The sequence below is a fragment of the Paenibacillus piscarius genome (genome assembly GCF_022234545.1).
GTDB lineage: Bacteria > Bacillota > Bacilli > Paenibacillales > Paenibacillaceae > Paenibacillus_AQ > Paenibacillus_AQ piscarius.
On sequence record NZ_JAIEUI010000030.1, the window covers coordinates 59,114 to 65,893 of the forward strand.

General features: G+C 51.6%; 8 protein-coding genes. 6 read left to right on the forward strand and 2 right to left on the reverse strand.

Annotated elements, in window-relative coordinates; genetic code table 11:
• Window positions 1-7: 7 nt before the first annotated feature.
• Together cwlD and K1558_RS30225 are read left to right on the forward strand one after the other, a co-directional pair.
• Window positions 8-754 (forward strand): N-acetylmuramoyl-L-alanine amidase CwlD, encoded by a 747-nt coding sequence (gene cwlD / locus K1558_RS30220; RefSeq protein WP_238655675.1) that lies wholly within the window; start codon window positions 8-10, stop codon window positions 752-754.
• Between the two features lie 95 nt (window positions 755-849).
• On the forward strand, window positions 850-1,959 hold the full coding sequence (locus tag K1558_RS30225) for an Mrp/NBP35 family ATP-binding protein (RefSeq protein WP_238655676.1): 1,110 nt from the start codon (window positions 850-852) through the stop codon (window positions 1,957-1,959).
• A 52-nt stretch (window positions 1,960-2,011) separates the two neighbouring features.
• Here the strand turns inward: K1558_RS30225 and gerD are convergent, their stop codons facing one another.
• On the reverse strand, window positions 2,012-2,716 hold the full coding sequence (gene gerD / locus K1558_RS30230; RefSeq protein ID WP_238655677.1) for a spore germination lipoprotein GerD: 705 nt from the start codon (window positions 2,714-2,716) through the stop codon (window positions 2,012-2,014).
• A 129-nt stretch (window positions 2,717-2,845) separates the two neighbouring features.
• Here gerD and K1558_RS30235 point away from each other — a divergent pair, with 129 nt between their 5' ends.
• Both K1558_RS30235 and K1558_RS30240 read left to right on the forward strand, forming a co-directional pair.
• Complete coding sequence (locus tag K1558_RS30235) at window positions 2,846-3,436, forward strand: KinB-signaling pathway activation protein (RefSeq protein WP_238655682.1); 591 nt, start codon at window positions 2,846-2,848, stop codon at window positions 3,434-3,436.
• A 133-nt stretch (window positions 3,437-3,569) separates the two neighbouring features.
• Window positions 3,570-4,394 (forward strand): PPK2 family polyphosphate kinase, encoded by an 825-nt coding sequence (locus K1558_RS30240; protein ID WP_238655678.1) that lies wholly within the window; start codon window positions 3,570-3,572, stop codon window positions 4,392-4,394.
• Between the two features lie 10 nt (window positions 4,395-4,404).
• On the opposite strand, the gene pdaB is transcribed toward K1558_RS30240, so the two are convergent.
• Window positions 4,405-5,208 carry a polysaccharide deacetylase family sporulation protein PdaB gene (pdaB, locus tag K1558_RS30245; RefSeq protein ID WP_238655679.1) on the reverse strand — a complete coding sequence of 268 codons (804 nt, stop codon included), beginning with the start codon at window positions 5,206-5,208 and terminating at the stop codon, window positions 4,405-4,407.
• 134 nt (window positions 5,209-5,342) lie between these two features.
• Here pdaB and K1558_RS30250 point away from each other — a divergent pair, with 134 nt between their 5' ends.
• Window positions 5,343-5,954: a stage II sporulation protein M gene (locus tag K1558_RS30250; protein WP_238655680.1), complete on the forward strand. Its 612-nt coding sequence runs from the start codon at window positions 5,343-5,345 to the stop codon at window positions 5,952-5,954.
• Window positions 5,955-6,190: 236 nt separating this feature from the next.
• Window positions 6,191-6,421, forward strand: coding sequence for a hypothetical protein (locus K1558_RS30255; protein WP_036692450.1), 231 nt, complete (start codon window positions 6,191-6,193; stop codon window positions 6,419-6,421).
• The last annotated feature ends 359 nt before the right edge of the window (window positions 6,422-6,780 follow it).

Consider the following 6,780-nt stretch of genomic DNA (forward strand, 5'->3'; position numbering starts at 1 on the left):
CTTTGTGATGTCTGGAGGGCAGCAGCGTAAATTCTCGGTCTGGATCTCTTGGAGCAGCATGAAAAAAGGCATCCTGGGCGCGGTGCTGCTCGCGGTGATGATCTGGATTATTGCCTATGACATGCCGACGGCCAGGACGGTCAATTATTGGAGCCTGCCGCTCTCGGGCAAGGTCATTGCCATCGATGCCGGCCACGGGGGACCGGATGGCGGAGCGGTAAGCCGTTCAGGCCTGATTGAGAAGGATATTAATCTCTCCGTGGCTCTATACCTCCGCGATTATCTGCAGCAGGCAGGAGCCATTGTGATGATGACGCGTGAAGGGGATTATGATCTGGCCGGAGAGGGCACCAAGGGGTATTCCAAGCGCAAGACAGAGGATCTGAAGCAGCGGGTGCGGAGCATTGAAGAGAAGGGGGCCGACTTGTTCGTCAGCATCCATATGAACAGTATTCCCTCTAACCGCTGGAGCGGGGCACAGACCTTCTATTACCCGGGCAGCGGGCAGAACAAGGCGCTGGCGGAACGGGTGCAGAGTGAATTACGGGCCACGCTGGAGAATACCGACCGGGTAGCCAAGACCGCGAACACCATCTATCTGCTAAAAGTGTTAAAGATGCCGTCCGTGCTGGTGGAGGTAGGCTTCCTGTCCCATCCTCAGGAGTCACTCTTGCTTGGGGAGGATGTGTATCAGCGGAAGGTGGCAACCAGCATTTACAGGGGCATTCTGCGGTACAGCTCCGAGCAGCCATAGCGCCATGGGCGAGGGACTACTCTTCCCGCGAACGGGAATGCTATAATAGAGGCAAATACCGGAGCTTCCTCCGGAGAGGAACAGAGGTGCATTCCATGCTGACCAGGGAACAAATACAGGAACTTTTGCAGCCGCTCACAGACCCGGAAACCGGAAAAAGCCTGCTCGAATTGCAGTTAATCCGCGATATCATGGTCAAAGAAGACCGCATCTCGCTGTCCATCGTGTGCCTGGAGAACGGGGAGAAGGAACGGATGGAGCTGGAGCAGCAGGTCCGTGATCTGCTGGCGGAAGGCGGTGCAAATAATGTCCACATCCGGCTGCGGGACGCTACAGATTATGAGCGGGCTGTGCTGCGCGGAGAGAGCGGCGGAGACGAGCCCAACCCGGAACAAGCAGGCAAGCTCAAAGGGCACGCAGCAGGCCTTGAGGGGCATGAGCTGCTGAATGAGAATTCAGGCGTGAAATTCATCGCTGTAGCCAGCGGCAAGGGAGGCGTCGGGAAATCGACGGTGACAGTGAATCTGGCTGTAGCTCTGGCCCGGCAAGGCAAAAAGGTCGGCCTGATCGATGCGGACATCTATGGCTTCAGCGTACCTGATATGATGGGCATTGAGGAAGGTCCGATCGTTGAAGAGGGGACTATCATTCCAGTGGAGCGCTTCGGGGTGAAGGTCATGTCGATGGGCTTCTTTATCCGGGAGAACAGTCCGGTGATCTGGAGAGGGCCGATGCTTGGCAAAATGCTGCGCCAGTTCTTCGGCGATGTGGGCTGGGGCGAGCTGGATTACCTGCTGCTGGATCTGCCTCCGGGAACAGGTGATGTGGCGCTGGATGTGCATCAGATGCTGCCGCACAGCAAAGAGATTATTGTGACTACTCCTCATGCAACCGCTGCCTTCGTGGCGGCAAGAGCAGGCTCCATGGCGCTGCAGACCGAGCATGAGATTCTTGGGGTCGTGGAGAATATGGCCTATTACGAATGCTCCTCCTGCGGGACGAAGGATTACATCTTCGGACGCGGGGGCGGAGCCCGTCTGGCGGAGACGCTTCATACCGAGCTTCTGGCCCAGGTGCCGCTTGGCGCCCCGGACAACCATATCTCCGAACCGGACTTCTCACCGTCGGTATATAAGGCGGATACACCTACCGGAGCGATATTTGCAGATATTGCAGACAAGCTGATTGCCAAATTGGAGCAATAATCGATGCATCACAATAAGGCCTAACCCGTTCTCCGGGCTAGGCCTTATAAATTTAGGAGCCGGAATCATCTCCGCCTTCCTGTTTTTTGCTGTCGCCTCCGCCCTTATCCTCACCGCCTCCGCCTTCTTTACCGGCATCCTTCTTCTCCACCTTAGGCTGCAGCTCATCCTGGACGACCGTCTTGAGCAGGTCCAGCACCTCCATACGGAAGAGCGGGTTCTGCATAGCCTCCTGCATAATTGTCATGGACTGCTTGCGGTAGTCGGAGGTCTTCGTAAGATCAAGGAACATCTTCATCATTTCGGGCGATTTCATAATTTCTCCAACCGACTTCTGATAAGAAGGATCTTTGATCAGCTGAAGATGCAATTCCTTGCTCTGTGAATTGATCGCTTTGGCGAACTCCCCGGCGAATTGCGGGTCAGTCATTATTTTCTCGATTTCCTTCTGATACTCGGGGGTGGTGAGGGTATCCTTAACAGCGACGCGGATCTGTTCTGTCGTCTGCATAGGCATCATTTTCATGCTTAATCCGCTGGTAGTGCCGCCTCCGCCTTCTTCCGAGCTGGGGCTGGTGAGAGCTTCCTCAACCGCCTTTTTGCCTTCATCGCTTTTCAATATATCGACGACCATCGTCTTCATTTCCTTATATCCGACTTGTCCGGAAGAAGAACTGCTCTGTTCGCCACCGCACGCCGTCAAGGCAAGTATTAAGCCCAGTGCCAAGCCGCCGGACCATATAGCCCTCCATTTCATTGGCGCTGCCCTCCTTTATAGAATCACTTGGATGTAGTATGCCGCCAGAAGGCACATTTATGTCGCGGCCTGATGGTTTTTTGACGGTAACCTTGGTAAAATAAATCTGACACGGGGAGGTGAAGAGGACTGAGCTTAAGAAAATGGTTTTATTTGTTCTGGACCACGCTATTGATCGGTGCAGGAGGGGCTGTGATCGCCGGTCTTGGCCTGCAGCTATGGAATGGCGGCATTGAATTCAAAGGCGCCGCAGATCTTTTTCTCTACTCCCTGATCCTATTGGGCTATGGGGCGCTTGTAAGCGTATACGCCCAGCTCGGTTTTTTTGCCTATATGATTCTCAATTATACGGGCATCGGGGTATTTCCGCGAAAAGCTTGGCGGTACATACAACTGGCGCTGGCCGTTCTGGCGCTATTTGAGCTGATGTTCCTGCGGACGTTTGTCAGCGGAGAGCGGAGTATGGGCTCGGATCTGACGCTGGGCGTGGCGATTCTGCTGACTGCCGTTATTGTAGCCTGGTTCAAAGTGCGCAGCACCAATGCCTCGGCGTGGATTCCAACCTTTTTCTTCATGACGGCCATTACAATTGTGGAGATTATCGGGGTGCTGCGGATTGGCGTAGACAGCGCGACCATCTTTATTCTGGTTCCGCTCGTCGCCTGCAATGCCTTCCAGATTCTGATGCTGCACCGGATTCTGAAGCCGGCTTCAACTTGAAATATCCTTAAGCGCAAAGACCCCGTCTCACTGGATTGAACCAGGGAGTCGGGGTTTTGGCATTCACGGCCGATAACGGTTAGAATCAAGCTGTAGCGGTTAATCTTAAAGAACAGAGCGGAGGAGGGAATATATGAGTATCAAGCGCTATATGATAAAAGACACCAGTGAAACACGTCTGAAGGACCTGGATCCCGATGACCGCGGCGGCTTCAAATCCAAGGCAGACGCAGAGGAGAAAATGGAGAAGCTAAAAGAACGCTTAGCGGAGCTTCAGGACATCCTGTTTGCCCAGAAAAAGCACTCCCTGCTTGTTATTCTGCAGGGCATGGATTCCAGCGGAAAGGACGGTACAGTGAAGCATATTTTCTCCGGCATCAATCCGCAGGGCTTCATTGTGACCAGCTTCAAGAAGCCTTCCCTGGAGGAAGAGGCTCATGACTTCCTGTGGAGAGTGCATATGAAGACACCGCCTAGAGGGTATATTGCTGCCTTCAACCGTTCTCATTATGAGGATGTGCTGGTGCCCCGGGTACACGGCAGTATCAGTAAAGAAGATGTCCAGCGCCGCTTCCGCTACATCCGCCAATTTGAGGAGATGCTGGTTGAAGAGGGAACGACAGTAATCAAGCTTTTCCTGCACATCTCCAAGGAGAAGCAGCTCGAGAAGATTCAGGAGCGGCTCGACGACCCTGCGAAGCACTGGAAATTTGACGCCAGTGACCTGCAGGAGCGCGAATACTGGGATGATTACCAGAAAGCGTATGAAGATGTATTCCGACAGAGCAGCATAGATAAAGCCCCCTGGTATTGGGTTCCGGCCAATCACCGCTGGTACCGCAACTATCTCGCGCTGAAGATTGTGGTGAAGACGCTGGAGGGGCTTGACCTCAGTTATCCCAAGCTGAACACCCCAACGCCTGATATTTCAAGTCTGATCACTCCGCGCCACGGATAAGCGGGACGTATCACATTCCGGCTGCGTCTTCCAGACCATCATCCAGCCAGGCAGAATCGCGGACTTCCTTGCCTTCGGCGCTGCTCTGGCTCAGCAGTTCAGATACCGTAACGAATTCATACCCTTGACTGCGCAGCTGGTCGATAATTTGCGGTAAGGCTTCATGGGTCTGCTTGCAGGAATCACTGGCATGGAGAAGTACAATGTCTCCGGGATGAGCTTTGCTTGTCACGCGCTTTACAATATTATCCACACCTATGTTCTTCCAGTCCAGTGAGTCCGTGTCCCATTGAATGACTTTGTAGCCTAAGTCTGTGGCAACCTGCAGTACTCTTTTGTCAAAATCGCCATTAGGCATCCGGATCAGATTGGGCTGTGTGCCCGTCAGCTCGGTCAATACCGTGTGGGCGGTGGAGATCTGGGTACGAATCTCCTCGTTACTCAGCGTGCTGTAGTTCACATGCTTGTGGCCGTGGCTGCCGATCTCAAACCCGGCGTTCTTGATGCTTGACACGATGTCGGGATGGGTCTTACTCCAGGGGGACGACAGGAAGAAGGTTGCTTTATCCACCTTTTTGTCCTCCAGCACCTTCAGGATCGGCTCAGGCCGCTTCTCTCCCCAGCTGATATCGAAGGTTAGAGCAATCAGCTTCTTTTCCGTCGGCACACTGTAGATGGCGGAAGGGGCGGCTTCAGAGAACACAGTGATGTTGCCCCTCTCCACATACACGACGCCGGCGGTCAGAAGCGCAGCAGCAAAGATGTACAGGAACCGTTTTATCTTTTTGCCGCTGATTACATAAAAAGAATTCATAATCTCAGCGCTCCTCTCCCAAGCGAAATGCTTGTTTGTTCTAAATGTATGCTCGTACCGGAAGCTTATGACCTCAGATATGAATCCAACCAACCTAAATACCTATGAAGCACCATCGAATACAGGAGGTACGCATGTTATCTTTCAGAACCTTTATTAAAGACCTTGGAACGATCCGCACATCACTGCTGCTGGCTGCTCTGCTGTTCATCGCCGGAGGGATTGCAGGCTGGGTCGGTACGGGGGATCTGCAGCAGCTGCTCTATCAGCAATTGCAGGGACTGGGCCAGATCAGCGGGGATCTTAGAGAATCCTCCAATCCGCAGCTGAGCTTTTTCATATTCATTTTCCTGAACAACAGCATCAAGAGTGTAGTCATTATTTTTCTGGGAGCGTTGTTTGGCATCTTGCCGGCCTTGTTCCTATTGATTAACGGAGCAGTCATCGGGTATCTCATTCACCTGAATGCCATTCAGGGTCAGGATCTGTTCACACTGATTGTAAAAGGTCTGCTGCCGCATGGAATTATTGAGATTCCGGCCATCATCATTGCCTGCGCCTTCGGGCTGAAGTTCGGCAGCAGGGGGCTGTCAGCATTATTCAGAGCGGGGCGGCGTAGTGGGGGAGAGGCGAACGGGTGGCCGGACTTTATGCGGCAGACGCTGACGGCATCGGTCTGGATTGTCATTCTGCTGTTCGTTGCAGCGATTATTGAGAGTACAATTACATTTTGGCTTTTATCATAAAATTGCCGGGATTTGTGCATAACAGTAAAGCCGAAACATTTGGGTCTATTGCCAGCTTAGAAAAAGAGAGGCCATAACTGGAATTTTCTTATGATAATGGTTATAGGCTCAATCCTCCGGTTAATCAAGTGTAAGTACATTAATTAGAGCTTCCACATCAAATGACTGCTCCGGGAACAGAACAATGCATTTGATGTTGCTTAATAACTTAGAAATACATGAAGGAGGCCAAGCTTATGCTGGGAATGCTGTTCAATGAGAAAGAATGCAAGGAGCTGGACTATGTTCTGCGCAAAGAATTGGATGAGATGCTTCTGGATATGAGTGACCAGCGTCTGGATCAGAACATTAGACATGCTATCGCCAATCGATATAAAACGGTATTCCGGATGTATGCACGTTTCGCTCCGCAAAAAGAGCTGTCCAAATATGCCTGGGGAGGGCGCTCTTCACAGTTCAAACATTAAACTGCAGGGCCTTTTAGAATTAGAGGAAAATTAATTAACTGAATTGCTTGACGAATCGGGAGCCGACATGATACATTATATCTCGCGCTCCTTTTGATTGTTTCAAGGAAAGCTGCAGGCAAGATAAATTGAAAAATAACTTTTTCGAAAAAAAAGCTTGCCAAATAACGAAACAGTATGATATATTATAAAGGTCGCCGCTGAGATGCGGTGAAGAGCTAAAACGAGACATTGATCTTTGAAAACTGAACAACGAGTGAGTGGGAAATCACTTCGGTGAGATCCAAAAAATTGATGAATTTCACAGCGTCTTGTACGCTTTAGAAATCTCATCTTGAGAATGTAACATTCTCGTCAGA